The 280-nt window shown below is 60.4% G+C and carries 1 protein-coding gene; it reads right to left on the reverse strand.

Annotated features, from left to right (window positions below):
* The coding region (locus E0702_RS17065) for an ABC transporter substrate-binding protein (protein ID WP_240721812.1) at positions 1-280 on the reverse strand (280 nt) is incomplete at both ends.

Genomic DNA, 280 nt, shown 5'->3' on the forward strand with positions numbered 1-280 from the left:
CGCATAGAGCAGAGCCTGCCGCATCTTCGGATTGTCGAACGGAGGGTGCAAAACATTGAACCGGAAGGTGAACTGGTTGCCAGCCGGGTTGAAGTCGACAAGCTTGATGTTCTCGTCACCCTCGACCAGAGGCAGCAGATCGTGTGGCAGCCCTTCGATATAGTCGAGTTCGCCTGCCTTCAGCGCGTTGACCGCCTGTTGCTGGTCACGGATCGGCAGCCACTCGACCCGGTCAACCTTGGCGATCTTGCCGCCCGCTAGACCCGAGGCCGGTTCCGAG

This window comes from Halomonas marinisediminis, from assembly GCF_004347715.1.
Taxonomy (GTDB): domain Bacteria; phylum Pseudomonadota; class Gammaproteobacteria; order Pseudomonadales; family Halomonadaceae; genus Halomonas; species Halomonas icarae.